Source organism: Flagellimonas alvinocaridis (assembly GCF_965248585.1).
Lineage (GTDB): Bacteria > Bacteroidota > Bacteroidia > Flavobacteriales > Flavobacteriaceae > Flagellimonas > Flagellimonas alvinocaridis.
In genome coordinates, this window is sequence record NZ_OZ252111.1 from 1,238,203 (window position 1) to 1,255,711 (window position 17,509).

7 protein-coding genes are annotated in these 17,509 nt (G+C 44.3%); 3 read left to right on the top strand and 4 right to left on the bottom strand.

Going from position 1 to position 17,509, the window contains the following annotated elements:
- Positions 1 to 14 precede the first annotated feature (14 nt).
- The 3 genes from ACP14V_RS05675 to ACP14V_RS05685 all read right to left on the bottom strand — a co-directional run bounded on the left by ACP14V_RS05675 (position 15) and on the right by ACP14V_RS05685 (position 5,937).
- A complete protein-coding gene (locus ACP14V_RS05675; protein ID WP_272609705.1) occupies positions 15 to 1,517 on the bottom strand; it encodes a glycoside hydrolase family 10 protein in 1,503 nt (500 codons plus the stop codon).
- 90 nt (positions 1,518 to 1,607) lie between these two features.
- Positions 1,608 to 2,945: a hypothetical protein gene (locus ACP14V_RS05680; RefSeq protein ID WP_272609706.1), complete on the bottom strand. Its 1,338-nt coding sequence runs from the start codon at positions 2,943 to 2,945 to the stop codon at positions 1,608 to 1,610.
- Positions 2,946 to 2,961: 16 nt separating this feature from the next.
- Positions 2,962 to 5,937, bottom strand: coding sequence for a SusC/RagA family TonB-linked outer membrane protein (locus ACP14V_RS05685; RefSeq protein WP_272609707.1), 2,976 nt, complete (start codon positions 5,935 to 5,937; stop codon positions 2,962 to 2,964).
- A 315-nt stretch (positions 5,938 to 6,252) separates the two neighbouring features.
- On the opposite strand from ACP14V_RS05685, the gene ACP14V_RS05690 reads away from it, so the two are divergent.
- Positions 6,253 to 7,002, top strand: a complete 750-nt coding sequence (locus ACP14V_RS05690; protein WP_136565948.1) for a DeoR/GlpR family DNA-binding transcription regulator — start codon at positions 6,253 to 6,255, stop codon at positions 7,000 to 7,002.
- A 4-nt stretch (positions 7,003 to 7,006) separates the two neighbouring features.
- Complete coding sequence (murQ, locus tag ACP14V_RS05695; protein ID WP_272609708.1) at positions 7,007 to 7,819, top strand: N-acetylmuramic acid 6-phosphate etherase; 813 nt, start codon at positions 7,007 to 7,009, stop codon at positions 7,817 to 7,819.
- A 9-nt stretch (positions 7,820 to 7,828) separates the two neighbouring features.
- On the opposite strand, the gene ACP14V_RS05700 is transcribed toward murQ, so the two are convergent.
- Positions 7,829 to 8,953: a PQQ-dependent sugar dehydrogenase gene (locus tag ACP14V_RS05700; protein ID WP_272609709.1), complete on the bottom strand. Its 1,125-nt coding sequence runs from the start codon at positions 8,951 to 8,953 to the stop codon at positions 7,829 to 7,831.
- Positions 8,954 to 9,108: 155 nt separating this feature from the next.
- Between ACP14V_RS05700 and ACP14V_RS05705 the strand changes: the two genes are divergently transcribed.
- Complete coding sequence (locus ACP14V_RS05705) at positions 9,109 to 17,424, top strand: T9SS type B sorting domain-containing protein (RefSeq protein WP_272609710.1); 8,316 nt, start codon at positions 9,109 to 9,111, stop codon at positions 17,422 to 17,424.
- The last annotated feature ends 85 nt before the right edge of the window (positions 17,425 to 17,509 follow it).

A 17,509-nucleotide genomic window follows, 5' to 3' on the forward strand; every position in this document is an offset into this window, starting at 1 on the left:
TTTTCTTATGTTTTCTAATCCACTGGATTTTGTTCCAAGGGTTGGGTTTGGCTTTCATTGCCATAAGCATCACGAACCACTACTCCCATCTTCTTTTTGATTTGCTTCCTTTCCAATTCCATTTGAACACAGCCCAAATCCTGACTCTCGGAAAGATACGCTGTTCCGATAAGTGTTTTTGGTTCCTTTGTTTTGGGATCCAATTCGTAGAGCAAGATGAATCTAGGGATAGAATCGCTATGCGAAACACAGATTTTTAGTTGACTGCCATGTTTTTGTACGGATTCAACCGCGGGTATGGCAACTGTTCTGTTAATGTGGTTCAGCGGACCGGGACTTTGTGTTGGAAGCCTGTAAAATTTCCGTTTGAGCTTCTGGTTTACTTTTTCATGTTGTCCGATTAGGGATTTGGCACTGAAAAAGATGTTCCCGTTGATATTGCTCTCTTGCCTAGCAAAGTTCAACTGCTTGGGGATTTCGTTGTTTCGTTTCCAGGCTTTGTCCGGGTTGTTCTTTATTTTGTAGGTGCCGTTTCCAATATAAAGGTGGGTATTTGGGGTGGTGTTAGCCCACCACGTAGTGATTTTTTTATGGGAGGCAACCGGGTAATCCATGCTCCAGTAGACTTGTGGAGCCAGATAGTCCAACCAACCTTTCTCTACCCAGAGTAGGGGATCTGCATACAAATCCTCATAAGTGGTTTGTCCTGCTTGGGTGTCGGAACCTTTGGGATCCGTACTCTTGTTTTTCCATACACCAAAGGGACTGATGCCAAATTGTACCCATGGCTTGTTCTTTTTAATGGTGTGGTGTACATCTTTCACCAAGGAATCCACATTACTACGGCGCCAATCCTCTAAATTTTGATTGGGAAGACCAAAGGTGGCAAAAGTGGTTGAATCCTTGAAAACTTCTCCTTTGACCTTGTAGGGATAGAAATAATCATCGAAATGGATTGCATCCACTTCATATCCGGTGACCAGTTCTTCGATGATTTTACTGAATTTCTGTCGAACTTCGGGTAAACCGGGATTGTAGTAGTACTTTTTCCCATATTTTACCATCCAGTCCGGGTGTTGATGGAAGTCATGTTGTTTGGAAAGTGCGGAAGTATCCAAATCGACTGTGGCTCTATAGGGATTGAGCCATGCATGGAATTCCATGCCCCTTTTGTGGGTTTCCGTTATCATCCATTCCAAAGGATTTGAAAACCCTTCCGGGGCTTCACCTTCTTTTCCGGTGAGGTACTCGGACCATGGGGCCAAATCCGAATCGTACAGGGCATCTCCAGCGGTACGGACTTGGACAATGGCAGCGTTGAAGTTCAAGTCTTCGTAAAAATCCAGTATTTCAATGAAGTCTCTCTTCTTTTTCTCAACATTGTCCTTGGGATTCTTGGGCCAATCAATGTTGGCCACAGTGGCAATCCAAACTCCCCTAAACTCTTCTTTTGGGGCTTTGGTCACAGCACAGGATAAACAAAAAATAACGGGAAGGATGTATAAAATACGCTTCATAAGAATAAAAAAAAGGCCTACTATGCACTAAATGTAGGCCTTTTCACTTGGATTAAATTAAAACAACTAACAACTCAAATAATTATATTATCAAATTGATGGATCTGCTGGAGTGCTGGTATTGTTGTCCCTTTCCGTATTCGGATAAGGATAAAAATTCCTATTACGCTCTTCATCAAAATTTTGAACACTTGGTGTTGGTTGAGGCCTACCAAACCTTCTGCTATCTTCCAAGCTTGATCCGGTCAGGAATAACTCAGCACGGCGGTTTTTGTATACTTCGTCCAAAAGGGCATCTACTGAAGTGTCCCCGGCATAAGCTGGTACATTGGCATTTACCCCAAATATATCATCTGTATCGGTCAAGACCTCGTTCAATGCTGCAATGGCCGCTCCAGTATCAGGTGTTCCCTTTCTTAGGTTGGCTTCAGCAATAATCAAGTTCATCTCGTCTGGAAGGTAAACCGGGATGGATTCGGTGTCGCCATCAAAGAAGCCTGCCAAATCCTCAATGGGCAATTGGTTTTGGTTTAGTTCATCCAATGGGATTAGATAGAAATCGAACCGACCGTCATTAACATCGAATGTAAAGGAATCTGGCAAACCAAAATTGTCCCTAGGCTTAAAGTTTGGGGCACTGTTCTGGTATACCCTGCTCCAGATTGGATTCAGGTTTTGCGAATCATATGTGAATACTGAACCTGAAGTCTGATCAACAGCTGAAGCGGCACTGATGGCAGCTTCATAATTACCTGCATATAGGTTGAACCTTGCCAACATGGCATCAATGGTATTGGTCAAATCGATATCACCGCGTAGGATCTCTGATTGGAATTCTCCTGAAATTGGGTTAGCTGAAATAGCTGCTTTGGCCTCGTTCAATAGGTTTATGGCCGCATTGAAACCTTCAATCCGAGATACAAAAGGCGGATTATCCTCCGAAGTGGCCACAATTACTTGTTCATAGCTTTGGGCCAAAGCTCCTATGCTCATGGCTTGATAGAGTTTGGCATAGGCAACCAAACCACTTTGGGTTCCGGGGTCAATATCTATGGCACTTGCATTTTCGGCTATATCTTCCGCAATACCAACAACCCGTAACATGGTGGACCAAAGTCCGACGACATTGGAGTTGGAGTTGGGGATATCGCCCCCATCTTCCAATTCAATCATGTTTTGGAACGTGGTGGTAATGCCACCTTCCCTAGCCGTAATGGCAGGGGTTTCAACAATCCACCGTAAACCAGTGGTGGAATAGAGTTGCTGCATCCCAATAGTTGCCGCCAAGATACCTTCCCTGGAAGAGAATACTTGGTCGTCCGTTGCGGCATTGGGATTGTCAAAATCGGTTTCGCACGATGTGATTGCCACTACCGAGGTAAGCAATAACATCAGCTTTAGTTTTGTATATCTGTATATTTTCATCATCAATTTTTTTATTGGATTAGAAACTAACGTTAAAGCCTAGTTGATAGGTTCTTGGAATTGGTACTGTAGCAAAGTCAAATCCACGTACCCCGTTGCTCTGTCCGGCGGCACTGACTTCTGGGTCCCAACCAGAGTAGTCGTCCCAAGAAATTAGGTTTCTACCTACCAAGCTGATCTTCACATTGTCTATATACTCCCATTTAGGCTTAAAATCATAGCTTAAGGCTACTTCACGAAGTTTTACAAAAGAACCATCCTCTACAAATTCCTCGAAGATGTTGGCTTGCGCACTTCCGTATCCTTTGGGTAGATTACCCAAAAGTTCTTGACCTACTTGGGCGCCGCCACCAAAGATGACGTTGTCCAATAATCTTCGGTTCCAGTTAAATACATCGTATCCCTGTACGGCATCAAACTGAACGCGAAGACCAAAGTTTTTATAGGAGAATTCGTTGATCAAAGAACCGAACCAATCTGGGTTGGGATCTCCCAATACTTTAGAAGACTCTCCATCCTCTGTGGTGCCCCTAAATGGGTATCCATCTGCATCCAGGGCAATGGAGCCATCCTCGTTTCTAGCATAAAACTGTCTGTAGAAAACCCCTAGAGGTTCTCCTTCTATGACGTAGTTGGTAGAGAAACTTCCTGCCAAGGCCAATCTTCCACCTCCGGCAACGTTGGTAACTTCGTTTTTGTTCTTGGAGAATGTGGCTGTAACATCCCAGTTAAAATCTTGGCTTTTAATTGGAACTCCTCTCAACAATATCTCAACACCTGTATTCTCTAAATTACCTACATTCTCGAATCGGGAGCCAAACCCACTTGAAGGAGCAAGGACCCTTGGCAATAGAAGGTCGGTTACTTTTTGTTTATAGTAAGAGAATTCGATACCCAATCTGCTGTTCAATAGTCCAGCATCAAAACCAATTTCAATCTCATCTTGACGCTCTGGCTTAAGGTCTTCGTTACCTTGGGCGGTAGAAGGAATCAAGCTTACCGATCCGGTCAAGGCATCAGGGTTGTAAACTGAAAATCTGTCAAATGCGCCCAAAGCGGTCAAGTTACCAGCCTGCCCCCAAGAAGCTCTTAGTTTGAACAGGTTGAAGGCTCCACCAAAGGTGTTTTTCCAAAAGTCTTCATCAGAAACCACATAAGACCCACTGGCTTTGAAGTACAACTGATTTCTTTCATCCTCCCCAAATGTTGAGGCACCATCCATACGCACAGCTCCATTGACGTAAATTTTGTCATTAAAGGAGAACGATTGTTGGAAAAAAGCACCCCAATAGGATATTTGCGAGCGGCTTTCACCTTGTTCCAAAATACTACCTCCGGTGGCCGTTACCACTACAGGTGGAAGTCCTGTGGCATTGATGCCAACCCTGTCGCGTTCTTCATACTGCCAGGAACCACCAAGGGTAGAGGTGGATGCGATGGCATCGGTGATATCTGCCTTATAGGTTAGATTCAGGTCAGAATTGTATTGAAAACTGTTCAAATCCGATCGTCTGGCATATCCATCGGCATTGGGGGATGTATTGTTGATGGGGATGTATGCTGTGGCGGATTGGTTGTAATAATCCATACCCAAGGTGTACTTGGCACTCAGATTATCCGTAAAGTTGGCATCCAAAGCAACGCTCGTGATGAAACGGTTGGTCTTCTGTCCGAAATCGAATCGGGCAACAGCTTCTGCCGGGTTGGTTCTTGGAACCAATAGTGAGGTTACCGGATAGACTCCTGATTCATCTGGAGCCGGGTTTACGGAGTTGTCACTGAAAACAAATCCAGTAATGGCGCCGTAGGCATTGTTGATACCCCCGTTGGGCACATCTTTGCTGACGCTTCGCACATAATTGAAACCACCAGTGATTTTTAGCCAATCAAAAGCTTGTTGGGTAAGGTTGGCCTTGAACCCATATCGCTTGAAGTTGGTGTTTTTTACGATTCCATCATTGCTCAAATGGGAAGCGGATAGGTAATAAGAGGTTTTTTCGGTACCTCCCGTCATGGAAAGGTAGTTTTCCACACCAAAACCTGACTCAAAGATTTCATCCTGTAGGTTGTATCGGTCAACGGCAACGGTGTTCAGGTCGGAACGATCGGTTGGAACGGTCCAAGCCAATGGTACTTTGTTGTAATCGATTTCCTTGCGGAGTTCATTGATACGTGTATTGGTCATAAAGGAAAACTTGGGCTCTCCACTTTTTCCTTGTTTGGTAAAGATTTGTACCACCCCGTTACTTGCCCGTGAGCCATAAATGGCAGCAGCTGCGGCCCCTTTGATGATCTCTATCTTCTCAATATCGTTGGGGTTGATGTCCGCCAAACGGTTTTGGGTGTTTCCACCTAAATCCACTAGTTCGTTACTAGAGTTACTGATGATGATACCATCCACTATATAAAGCGGGTCCGAATTACCGGAAATGGTACTGGGCCCCCGTAAACGGATGCTGATACCCCCTGCAGGGTCACCAGAGTTCTGCTGAACCAAGGCGCCAGTGATCTTACCTGCAATGGCTTGGTCAATTTGTGTGGCGCCATTGTCTACCAAATCTTCTGACTTGACCGAAGAAATGGCATTTCCCAGCGCTCTTTTGTTGGCTCCCGAACCCGTACCGGTAACAACCACCTCGTCCAGGCTCAACAAATCTTCAGAAAGAACGGCATCAGTGGTAATGGTAAGATTTCCACTGGCATCAATAACTATCTTTTGGGAAGAGAAACCCAATGAGCTAAAGGATAGGTTGTATGATCCAGATTGTAATGACGCTGTAAAGCTATAGTTTCCATCAAAATCGGTAACAGTACCAAATGATGTGTTTTCAATAAATACCGAAGCGCCCACCACTGGAAGTCCAGTGCCGCTTTCAGTTACGGTTCCCGTTAAGGTGTACTGACTTTGTCCAAACGCGCTCAACGTTGTGGCAAGTATGGCCAGCAGTACCAATCGGAACCTCATTTTTCCTAAAAAAGCATGAAGTTTTCCCATAAATCTGAGTAGTTTTAATTAAGAGTTAATAGCAATAATTTAGTTAGTTCAAGGCCTAGGGCCAAAGGGTTCATAGGCTTGTTCAGTGAATCTTCGAAACCTTATATAGGCCTTAAAATTGAATGGATAAACCATGAAAAGAGCCTATAAAAATGTTGCAAAAATTCGAAAATCTATTGTCAAATATATGCAAAAACAGCAAAACATTGCACATAAAAGCGATTTTAATTGAAATAATCCAAATATCTGCCTATTTTTGCATTGTATTGCTGTAATAAGCAATCTTTTTAAGATTTATTTAACTTTACCCGATATATGTTAAAGGAAGAACGGCATCGATTCATTTTAAATGAAGTGGGTATCCACAATCGGGTATTGCTGACCGATATTGCCAGTTTATTGGATGTGTCGGTAGATACTATACGAAGGGATATAAAGGAGCTCCATAATTCGAAATTGCTGAAGAAGGTGCATGGTGGTGCCATTTCGTTGGGATTCAATAATTATAACCCAATAGGTAAGACCGTATATTCCCTTGAAGAAAAATCCCGAATAGCTGAAAAAGGCATATCATTGATTAAAGAGGGACAGGTAATTTTGTTGAGTGGGGGTACCACCAACCTTGAATTGGCCAAGCGCTTACCTTCAAAATTTAAGTTGACCTGTTTTACACCCAGCTTGCCCATTGCCGTACAATTGTTGACAAAGAGCAATATTGAGGTTATTTTTATAGGGGGAAGACTATCCAAGGATTCCCAGATTGCTATTGGTGGGAGCGCCATTAACATGCTTTCGGAAATAAAGGTGGACATCTGTTTTTTGGGAACCAATTCCATTCACCCCGTTGAGGGGCTTACAGAATTCGATTGGGAGATCGTGCAAATGAAGAAGGCTATGATACACAGTTCCAGAAAGGTGGTGTCTCCATGCATTTCTGAAAAAATAGGTTCCTTACAGCGTTTTAAAATATGCGGTGTAGAAGAGATAGACGTGTTAATCACCGAACTGGAGCCCTGGGATGTTAAACTCGATGCATTTAAGAATATGAACATACAATTACTGTAACCAAGTGAAAAAACACATCAAAATCACGGAAGAACCGTCACTTTATGACCAATTGGACCAAATGGACGCCTTGGATATTGTGACAAACATTAACAATGAAGATAAGAAAGTAGCCCATGCCGTAGAGGCGGTTTTGCCTAAAGTGGCAGAATTGGTAGATGAGATTGCCCCCCGTTTTAAGAAAGGTGGACGCTTGTTCTATATTGGTGCAGGTACCAGCGGACGTTTGGGCATTTTAGATGCTTCTGAAATCCCCCCAACCTTTGGAATGCCCCACGAAAGAGTAATTGGATTGATAGCTGGTGGAGATATTGCAATTCGCAAGTCAGTGGAGTTTGCCGAGGATGATACAGAGCAAGCCTGGAAAGATTTGATGGAACACAACATCAATACCAACGATGTCCTTGTGGGCATTGCAGCATCGGGGACCACACCTTATGTATTGGGCGGTATTGCCGATGCAAGGAAGCACGGAATTCTTACTGCTGGAATCACCAATAACCCAGGGTCTCCTCTAGCTACCGATAGTGATATCGCCATTGAGATTAATGTAGGTCCAGAGTTTTTGACCGGAAGTACCCGTATGAAGAGTGGAACCAGCCAAAAATTGGTGCTCAATATGATTTCCACAGCGGTTATGATCCGTGTAGGTCGGGTTAAGGGAAATAAAATGGTGAACATGCAGCTGAGCAATATCAAATTGGTAGACCGTGGTACCCGTTATGTTATGGAGGAACTGGGTCTGGAATATGATGAAGCTGAAAAAGCCCTAAAGAAATACGGTTCCGTCAAGGCTGCCATTGATGCCCTCAAATAGGCATTTCAATTACATATCTGGCACCAATTTGTAAACTCCCTTGCCTTCTATGCCTACATAGATAAATCCGTCAGGGGCCTGTTTTACATTGCGAACCCTACCCATACCGTCCAATAGTTTTTCTCGGTATACAACCTTGTTGTTTTCTATCACTATACGTTCCAAATACTGAAATGATAGTGAACCAGCCAAGAGATTTCCTTTCCATTTGGGATATTTGTCCGAAGACACAAAGGTCATTCCGGACGGACCAATGGAAGGGGTCCATTGGTATATCGGTTGTTCCATGCCTGGTCTTGAGGTCTCATCCGTAATCTTTGTGCCGCTATAGTTGATTCCGTATGTAATAACGGGCCATCCATAGTTTTTCCCTTTTTGGATGATGTTGATTTCGTCCCCTCCTCTTGGCCCATGCTCATGCTCCCACAATTGTCCTGTTTCAGGATGAAGCGTTAACCCTTGGGGGTTTCTATGTCCGTAACTGAAAATGGCAGTTTTTGCACCGGTTTTACCAATAAATGGATTGTCATTGGGAATGTGGCCATCATCATGTAACCGGTATATTTTACCGCAATCCTTGGTAATATCCTGGGGATTTATGTCTCTGTCCCCGCGATCTCCAATAGAGAAGTACAAATAGCCTTTTTTATCGAATTCCAATCTAGAACCAAAGTGTTGTCCTTTGGTAGAATTCGGTTCGGCTTTGTAAAGCAGTTGGGTTTGTACAAGTTCGTTTTTGGAGAGTTTTGACCTGAAAATGGCCGTATTGCCCCCTTTTTGTTCTCCTTCGCTGGATGCAAAGGAAAAGTAAATCCATCCATTTTCCCTGTAATTGGGATGCAGTACAATATCCATAAATCCACCCTGACCGCGGGTATATAGATTTCCGGGAATATTCCCAATTTTTATGGTTTCGCCATTGGCATGAAGAAGGAGTTCACCTGATTTTTCAGTCACCAAAATACCCCCATTTGGCAGAAAAGCCATGCCCCATGGGTTTTGTATACCTGTAATTATGGGTTCAACAGTAAAATCAATGGTTTTGGGAAGATTAATGCCTTTGTCGGAAACTTGGGCGCATGATGTACCGAGCAGTACAACGAAAAAATAAATAAACACCACACTTTTTTTCATAGTTTTACGTTGAAATAATAGATTTTATAGATAAACGGCTACTTTTTTGTAGTTGATTGTTGACAAGATAAAGAGATTTTTATAAGTATAGATAACTACGATTTAGAATATTAAGGTCCCAAATCTAAATATTCTGTCCTAACAAGACTTAACCTATGCTCCCTCAAAAAACAAGGCATCTGCTATATGCCGTGTTGGTGGTGTCCATATCCATAATAAGTTCCACGGTATTAGCAAAGACAGAAGTCAAAAGGATACTTACCCATATAGTATCCTCGGTTTCCAATTCGGCTGGGCAGAAAGAGGCAACGGTTGCCACCGTGAATGCCCCAGTAAAGAACATGGAAACATCTTTCGGTGCGGCAAGTGCACCTATGTTCGCGACCATTATCCAAGGGGCCAATGAAGAAGTAACTTGTCCCAATGACGGCAGCACACTGGCCAAATTTTTCTTATGTGGTACCAGTGATGTTAGAACGCTTACACTTAGTCAATCTGGTGGAAGTTATGAATGGCAAAAACTAGATCCCAATACCTGTGCGCCAACTGTGGTGGACAATTGCCCCACAATCAATGGTGCCTGTACTTGGAATACGGTAGGCGTAAACCCTACTTATAATTTATCTACGGCAGGTGAGTTTAGGGTGCGAATAGGTTCTGGGCAATACTATTATTTTAAATCGACACTTAACCCTTTGAACCCCCAACTGATTAAAGAAGATATCATTTGTGGCAATCCGGGTAGGGTGGAGGTGACCAATGTGCCCGCCGGATACGAATACAGTTTGAACACTCCTGCTGGACCCTATCAAGATGCTCCGTTTTTTGATATTACCACATCGGGAAGTTACAGGGTATATGTAAGGCTGAAAAATGTTTCTGCGAGTGCTTGTGTATTTCCATCCAATGTTCTTACGGTTAATGATTTGGATATTTCGGTAGATGTTACCGCCAATGATATTCTATGTAGTGGAGAACTCGGAAGCATAGACGTTCAAGTATCCGGTGTCCCGGGATTTTATACATATCGATTGATAAAGAATGGAGTTACCGTAGATACCTTTGGTCCCAATGCAGCCGATGCCTATACATTTGCCAATGTAAGCCCAGGAACCTATAGTATCCGAGTGGAAACCAATAATTGCTCCGAAATCATCACAACGGATACATCGGGAGGAAGCATTACTATAGGAAATGGGATTAGTCCGTTGGCGGTATCGGCCACGGCATCGGATAGTTTTGGTTGTGGGGCCACTTCGGTAAATGTGAACTTGACCACATCAGGGGGTACGGCGCCGTATCGTTTTAGTGTGGATGGTGGGCCTTTTGGCTCAACCTATACCGGTAGTACGAGTTTTACCGTATCGACCCCGAACACATACAATATTTTGGTAGAGGATGCCAACGGTTGCCAACGGAGTGCATCTGTTGATGTTCCCGATATTCCACCACCAATTTTCAACATTACCGAGGAAGATGCCAATTGTGGTGGCGCCAATGATGGTAGAATAACCATCAATGTTACCAATGGGTTTGGTTATGAAATTGAATATAGCATCAATAACGGAGCCAGTTTTCAAATAAGCAATGTGTTCTCCAATTTGGCTCCAGGCAACTATGATGTTGTACTACGGTACGAACAGGATTCTTTTACCTGTACCACGACACCACAAGTGGCGACCATTGGGACACCTTCAACCATTACGGCCACGGCCACCCCGAACTCTATGCCTACCTGTACCAATGAAAATGGGGGGCAGATTACTATTTCAGGGGTTTCTGGAGGAACGGCACCTTACGAATACAGCGTGGGGGCCGGCTTTAGCGCAAACCCTGTTTTCCCAAGCTTGGGGGTGGGTACCTACACCCCGCTGGTAAGGGACGCCAATGGATGTGTGCAAGCACTACCAGATATTGTTTTCAATGCCTTGAATAAACCTACCAATCTGGATTTTGCCATTTCAAGTTTGGATTGTATCACTACCACGGCTTCTGTGCAACTTACGGTTACGGGAGGAACAGGCCCATATACCTATGAAATTATTGCACCAGCGGCAAGTATGGTCAATAATGGAAACAATGACACCTTTGCTGGATTGGGATTGGGGACCTATACCTTTAGGGTGACCGACAATGAAGGTTGCTCATATAATGAAAATTATGCCATCACCGATATTAGTTCCATAGGGGTAACGGCTCAGCAAACTAAGGTGGTTACCTGTGTTGGGGATTCGGATGGGGAAGGACGGTTTTTAGTGGATGGATTCAATAGCACTTACAGTTACAGTATTGATGGAGGAACAGTCTTTACTGGACAAAATGGAAGCATCATTCCTTTAACAGGGCTATCCGCAGGAAGTTATGTGATTTCCGTGACTGATGAAGAGACTAATTGTACCGATACGGCAACTTTGGTGATAGAAGAGCCTTCAACAGCCTTTGCCATTTCCAGTTTGGATGTTACCGACATGAGTTGTCAAAATGGAAATATTGGGGCTGTTCGAATCAACACCGCAGGAGGGTGGGGTGGTAACCGTTATACGCTTACCCAGCCGGATGGTTCAACCAGAGGGCCTAAAAATGGAAGCACTTTTTCCAATCTTTCCCAAGACGGCACATATCAGGTAAGCGTGACCGATGCCAATGGCTGTACAATTACAGATAGTTTTACTTTAACAAGTTTGGATGCACCTACTTTGACTTTGGATGCGGGTGCTTCAGATTTTTGTTATGACAATTTTACAGCAGCTACCTTGGCGGTGAACGCTACTTTAGGGGCTGCTCCGTATCAATATCGAATTAATGGAGGGGCTTGGGGAGCAAGCAACATTTTTTCTGGGCTTACCCCGGGAACCTATACCATCGATGTTAGAGATGCCAACGATTGTAGGGATACCGTTACCGAAACCATAGAGCCACAGGTAGTTGCCAATGCCACTACAATCCAAGAACTGGACTGTGCCGGACCACCTGCCCAGATTCAGGTGAATATCAGTAATGGATATACCTCTGGAGGAAATTACGATATATATGAGGTGAGTATAAATGGGGCACCGTATACTTCGGACAACAATAATATTACAGGAAATTCTTTTGTATACAGCATTCCCAATGATGGCTCTATTGTTTCAGATACCACCTATCAATTTTTGATTACAGATGCCAACGGCTGTACCAACGAAACCAATGTGGTCACGATTTCGCCTCCAGAGACCATTGCAGGCTCTGTAATGGGTACAGATACCCAATGTGGTGATAACACAAGCGGTATTGTAGAACTGATTCCGGATACAAGCCAAGGAATACCTCCATATGAATTCAGTAATGATAACGGGGCTACCTTTAGCACACAAAATATTTTCTCTGGATATGGTCCTGGAACCCACGGTGGATTTGTAATTCGTGATAGTAGAGGCTGTGTAAGCCCAGCCTACGATGTAACCATTGGGGCCAGTGTTCCATTGGATGCCACGGTTACCCCCACAGACCCTGTGTGTTCGACGGGATCGGTTAACGGTTCCATTTCCACAACCATAAACAATGGCGTAGCTCCTTTTGATTATGTACTGTTGGATGTGGCTGGAAATCTAGTGGCCTCTTCCATGGGAACGGGAAGTACAACGGTAAACTTTCCCAATCTTCCTGCTGGGGATTATACCATTGTAACCACAGATGCCCAAGGTTGTGAAGATCGGGATCAAGTGGTCTTGGACCAAAACACCCTGGATTTGATACCTTTGGATGCAGCTCCGTTGAATTGTACAGACCCTTTCCTTTCGTATAGGGTACAAGCTGTGGGAGGCACCGCCCCTTATGAATTTAGGCTTGTTGGGGGAGGCCCATTTGTGCCTGCCAATGTAAATGGTGTGGATATTCATGATTTCTCGGCCATAGTGACCTTTGGCGTAACGTATTTTGTGGAAGTCAGGGATGCCTTGGGATGTATTTACATTGAAGAAATAGATCCCATAACAGCTCCTAGCCCAGTTACTGTAACAGCAACATCTACAACAGCATCGTGTAATGTGGCAGGGAGCGGGTCCATCAACTATGAAGTTTCGGGATTACCTGCCAATCCGGCCAATTTTACGGTAACCCTTCAAAATACGGATACCGGAGTCACACTTTCTGGCCCCACAGCATTTACCAATGAAACCCTTCCGTTTTCGGATACTTTTACGGGATTGGCGCCAGGTAATTATCAAATTATCGTTAATGATACCGATACCGGATGTACGGGAAGTACTTTGGTGTTCATTGATTTTAGTTCACCGTCCATTACCATTGATAATTTTGTGGAGGCTACCTGTAATGCAGGTGCCTTGGTCACAGTTCGAGGTTTTGGAGGTACGGCCCCATTCAATTATGCCTATGTGCCTTCAGGAGCTGCGGCACCTGCAGTTTTCTCTTCGAATACGACTTTTGAAATAGCAGGGCCTTATCCTTCCAATTACGATTTTTATGTGCAGGATGCCAATGGTTGTACCGCTTTTACCACATTATCGGTAACCCAAGAAGCAGGTGTGCCCACTCCGGTCATTGATGTGGTCAACCAGTGTACGGCCACCAGCGGCTATCAGATTCATATGGTATCTCCATTGACTTCAGGCCCCGAACCAGAAAACACCTTCCAGTATGATATTGGTAGTGGATTTCAAACTGGTACCACTTTTACAGTGCCCAACCCCGGCAGTTATGTGATTACTGTAAGGGATGGCAATGGTTGTACCAATACCGTGACCGCAGAAGTATTCGATTTCTTTGCGATTTCGGCAGATGCTACTTCGTTCCCTACCTGTAATGCAGGAGATGGGGTCATTACGGTGAACACTACGGGAGGTAGTGGTAATTTTGAGTATCAATTGCGAGATGCGGGTACCTTGGCCAATATAGGTCCTGCGCAGTATACCAATGTGTTCAACAACGTTTTGCCGGGAGATTACAATATTTTGGTAACCGATTTGAGTTCCAACACCACGCCGTTGTGTTCTGATGAGGCCATAGTCAACGTGTCCACCGTGAACACTCCAGTGATCACAGCCACTCCAAACAGTGATGTTACCTGTAATGGAGCGGATAATGGTACCATTTCTGTGGAATTGCAACCCGGAAGTGATACCGATACCCCATTAAGTTATATCCTTTACGTAGGTTCCGGTTCCACGATTTTTGCCGGCCCCCAAGGTTCGCCCATCTTTGATGACCTACCTCCAAATACCTATCAGGTTGAGGTGGTATCCGATAGAGGCTGTACCGATAGATCAGGAAACATCATCATAGATGAGCCCTCTTTGTTGGAATCCAATGCCATAAATACCGAGTTCAGCTGTAATCCATCCAGCAATCAATTTAGCACGGCCACCATTACCATTTTTACCGACACCAACGGGGATGGAACGGGAACTGCCACGGGAACTGGCCCATACACCTATAGTATGAACGATGGTACTCCTCAGTTTGATGGTACCAACTTCCAGACCAGTAATACATTTGAAGTCATTGACAATGGAACCAACCAGACTATTACATTGACAGTTCGAGACCAAAACGGGTGCGAGGATACATCAACCGTAACCATTAACAGTCCCACGGATATCACGTTCAGTTATAATGTAAATCCAATTACCTGTGATGTTTCCGGAACAGGTGTGAATCCGGGTACTATTGACATTATCATTAATGAAGGGCCTGGAAACTATGAGGTGGAAATTCTTCCATTGGGTTCAGAACCCGCAAGAAGCTCTGGTGGAACCGATAGGGTTACATGGGATATTGCCAACCCGGGCGACTATATTTTTGCGGTGACCGATGTGGGCAGCGGTGGATGTACCTATCTCACAACAACAGTGAATATGCCAGAGTACAATACCATGGAAGCTTTGATTGCCGAAGTGCAACCAGTTACTTGTTTCAATGGTAGCGATGGGATCATCAGTTTGGAAATCAATAATTATAGCGGACAATACAACTACGAAGTGTTCACAAGGGATAATGCCGGTGTGGAAACTTCGACAGGGGTTACCGGTAGTTTTGATACCAATGTACCCATCAACTCACCAGAATTGATCATCGATGTGCCCGCTGGAAACTTGGTGGTGCATATTGAAGCCTTGGATTCCCCTTTCTGTGATGTGATCAGTAACGTAACCACGGTTCGCTCACCGGATAGGGCACTTACGGTGGATGCGGTGCAAACCTCGCCTGTGACCTGTAATGTTCCCGGTTTGGGTGAGATTACGGCGGCCGGAGATGGTGGATGGGGAACCTATCAGTATCAATTGGTGGCTTCGGATGGAACCATTTTGGTGGATTTCCCCAATACCAATCCTGTTTTTGAAAACCTTTCCACAGACACCTATACGGTAAATGTTAGGGATGTAAGGGGGTGCGAGGCAACTCGGGATATCAATCTACCATTGCCAATTCCAATTTCTGCAAATATCGAGGTGGTACAACCTTTGGCATGTAACAATGACAACAATGGAATTATCCAAGCATTTGCCATTGCAGGAGGTCAAGGCCCAGGAAATTACCTCTATCAATTGAACAGGATTACAGATGGCACCAACAGTGGACTCCAGACCACACCAACTTTTGCAAACCTATCTGCTGGTGATTACAGAATTACCATTTTTGATGGGTGGAACTGTAGCTTTACCACAGATTTGATAAGCGTGGAAGACCCAGAAATTGTTGTGGCTGAGCTTGTGGAATTACAACCTCCCGGTTGTGGGGATTTGGGTAGAATGGAATTAACGGTGACCAATCCTGAACCTGGAGTGGACTATTTCTACCGTAGAGCGGGAACAACGGACCCATTCGTGCCCTTTGGTGCAGGGATGACAAGTGTGGAAATTGCAGAAGATATTACTATTGATCCAGGACCTTTCCAGTATGATGTCCAAAATTCAAATGGATGTCCGTTTGAAAAGTCCAACCAAATTTCTTTGGACCCAGCCGCACCTTTGGTGATTGCATTGGATTTGACCAACGCCACAATCAATTGTGCAGGTGAGGCAACTGGAATTATACGCTCGGAAGCCTTTGGTGGTATTGGAAGTTATATTTATACCTTGGTAAACTCCAACACCCTTCCCATAACCGCGGCCACTATTGTTCGTCCAGCTCAAAGCTCCGGTATTTTTAGGGAGTTGAACCCCGGAACGTATTATGTATATGCACAGAGTGGGGGATGTGAGGCCATATCGGACCCCATAGTTATTGAGCCAAAACCACCTTTGGTATTGGAGTATTTGGAGGCAGTTCCCGTAGTCTGTGCCGGAGACGCCAATGGACAGATCATAATTGAGGCCAGTGGTGGTACAGGAGCCATTAGATATTCCATTTCTGATACCTTGAGTGAATTCTTTGAAGGAGATGATCCAAATAATCCGAACAGGAAAACTTTTAATGATCTTGCTCCTAGAACCTATGATATTATTATTCAGGATGATTTGGGCTGTACTATCACCAGAACAGTAGAAATCACTCAGCCGGCCGAACTGGTGGCAAGTGTTGTTTCCACTACCCCGGAAGTCTGTCTTGGCGATAATGATGGTACCTTGACTTTGGGAGTTACCGGAGGAACGGCCCCATACTACACGAGTGTGAATTCTGCGGATGACGCCGATTTTGTCCAGAATGACAGCTTATTTTTTGATAATCTGGCAGGAGGCGAGACATACGTAATATTTGTTAGGGATGCCAATGGATGCCAGACCAATGTTGTGGCAGATATAGGCATTGGGATAGAAATAGAAGCTGAACCTGTGGTAGCGTATGGTTGCGACGGTATTTTCCCGAATAGCACTGTTCGTATCAATATTGCAGATAACTCCCAAGTTCCGCAATTACTATTTGCCTTGGACGTGGATGATATTTCCTTGGCTACCGAGCAGCGTACTTTTGGTGACCTCCCCGCGGGAGAGCACACAGTATTCATTTATCACCAAAATGGATGTGTAACCTTTGTGGAGTTTGAAGTTGAAGCTTACGAACCTCTAACCTTGGAAGCAATTAAGACAGGTCCCAATGAGGTAACGGCCATGGCAACGGGTGGTTTTGGAGGATACGAATATTTCTTTCAAGGAGAATCGTACGGTGAAACCAACATTTTCAACATCAGTGTTGATGCCAACATCAATATTATGGTACGTGATGAGCGGGGGTGCGTGGCAAACCTGGTAATGCCTTTTGATTTTGAAGGAATGCCTGAAATGCCGGATTTCTTTACACCGGATGGCGATAATCTAAATGATTACTGGTATCCTGGAAACCGTGAATTTTTCCCAAATATTGAGGTCATTATATACGACCGATACGGTAGGGTAGTGGCTCATTTGGACCAAGTGAAGAAATGGGATGGAAACTACGAGGGTAAACCCCTTCCCACAGGGGATTACTGGTATGTAGTAAACGCCAACGACAGGGAGAAACAACGCTTTGTAGGACATTTTACCTTATATAGATAGAAAGGGCTAAACAATTACATGTACAGTTCTGGGCTAAGGTTCAGATACTTGTGCGATGTTTTCGTATTCCTATTTGGAATAGAGG

Coding starts and splice junctions, on each gene's coding strand:
- ACP14V_RS05690 (WP_136565948.1), top strand. CDS start 6,253: ATGTTAAAGGAAGAACGGCATCGATTCATTTTAAATGAAGTGGGTATC.
- ACP14V_RS05675 (WP_272609705.1), bottom strand. CDS start 1,517: ATGAAGCGTATTTTATACATCCTTCCCGTTATTTTTTGTTTATCCTGT.
- ACP14V_RS05700 (WP_272609709.1), bottom strand. CDS start 8,953: ATGAAAAAAAGTGTGGTGTTTATTTATTTTTTCGTTGTACTGCTCGGT.
- ACP14V_RS05680 (WP_272609706.1), bottom strand. CDS start 2,945: ATGATGAAAATATACAGATATACAAAACTAAAGCTGATGTTATTGCTT.
- ACP14V_RS05705 (WP_272609710.1), top strand. CDS start 9,109: ATGCTCCCTCAAAAAACAAGGCATCTGCTATATGCCGTGTTGGTGGTG.
- ACP14V_RS05685 (WP_272609707.1), bottom strand. CDS start 5,937: ATGGGAAAACTTCATGCTTTTTTAGGAAAAATGAGGTTCCGATTGGTA.